This is a genomic window from Pseudoalteromonas sp. GW168-MNA-CIBAN-0100 (genome assembly GCF_040309225.1).
In the GTDB taxonomy this organism is placed as follows: Bacteria; Pseudomonadota; Gammaproteobacteria; order Enterobacterales; family Alteromonadaceae; genus Pseudoalteromonas; species Pseudoalteromonas arctica.
This window is the reverse complement of the sequence record NZ_JBEOOL010000485.1, coordinates 1-279: the sequence shown is the minus strand read 5'-3', so window position 1 is coordinate 279 and position 279 is coordinate 1. Positions and strand designations below refer to the sequence as shown.

Annotated in this window: 1 protein-coding gene; it reads left to right on the top strand. The window is 60.6% G+C overall.

Annotated elements, in window-relative coordinates; translation table 11 throughout:
• Window positions 1-279 (top strand): type 2 periplasmic-binding domain-containing protein (locus tag AAEY62_RS22065; RefSeq protein WP_350636538.1); only part of this gene is annotated, 279 nt, incomplete at both ends.

Here is a 279-nt window from a genome sequence, read left to right as displayed (position 1 = left end):
CAACAAGGGCTATCTCAACAATGTCCGTATGGCCAACTTCGGCAAGCAGGAAGCCCATGGCTTCAGCTTCGCCGTGCGGCGCAGCAATCCGCAGCTGCTGGGCATCATCGACACGGTGCTCGCAGCGATCCCGGGCAGTCAGCGCGACGACATCGCCAAGCGCTGGAGCGCCGGCAGCGACCTGCTGCTCACTGACAGAAAACTGCAGCTGACTGATCGTGAGGAAAACTGGCTCAAGCAGCATCCCGTCGTCAGCGTGGTGGTCAATGAAGCTTACGC